Here is a 616-nt window from a genome sequence, read left to right on the forward strand (position 1 = left end):
GTCCCTATGTAGATTGTCAACCCCTCGACCCGTCTTTTCCCTGGCCTGTGTAGCCCTCCCGGGGTGAGGGTGGTCGAACATGCGGGCGTAGACGTTCCACCGGTTGTTACGGAGGAACGCCTGACCTGCGGGCGGTAGGGATTCAGCTCGACAATCTAGGCAGCAACGGACTCCCCGGCTGGCCGTGCGGGCAGCTCCCGGAAGAACTCACCGTTGGTGAGCATCGCGAAGATGACGTTGCACCGCCGCCGGGCCAGGCACATCACCGCAGCGTTGTGTCGCTTGCCCTCGGCCCGTTTCTTCTCGTAGTAGGTCTTGGATGCGGGGTGGCAGTTCGATGCGACCCACGCGGATCTGAACAGGGCGTTCTTGAGTCTCTTGTTACCTGACCTGGCCGGGAACTCACCTCTGATCGATGTTCCTGAGCGTCTCGTCACCGGGGCAATCCCGGCATAGGCAGCCAGGTGGGCGGCATCGGGGAAGTCGGAGCAGTCGCCGACGGCCAGGAGGATGTTCGCGGCGGTCTTGATGCCGACTCCCGGCATGGACATCAAGACCTGTGCAAGAGGGAACTCGTCGAGCATCTCCTCAACCTGGCCGGCGATGGACTCACGCT

Annotated in this window: 1 protein-coding gene; it reads right to left on the bottom strand. The window is 62.8% G+C overall.

Translation table 11 applies throughout. The features are described 5' to 3' along the window. Positions 1 to 155: 155 nt before the first annotated feature. Positions 156 to 616 (bottom strand): transposase (locus tag CVA01_RS14790; RefSeq protein ID WP_141331841.1); only part of this gene is annotated, 461 nt, incomplete at its 5' end.

This window comes from Corynebacterium variabile, from assembly GCF_006539825.1.
Classification (GTDB): domain Bacteria; phylum Actinomycetota; class Actinomycetes; order Mycobacteriales; family Mycobacteriaceae; genus Corynebacterium; species Corynebacterium variabile.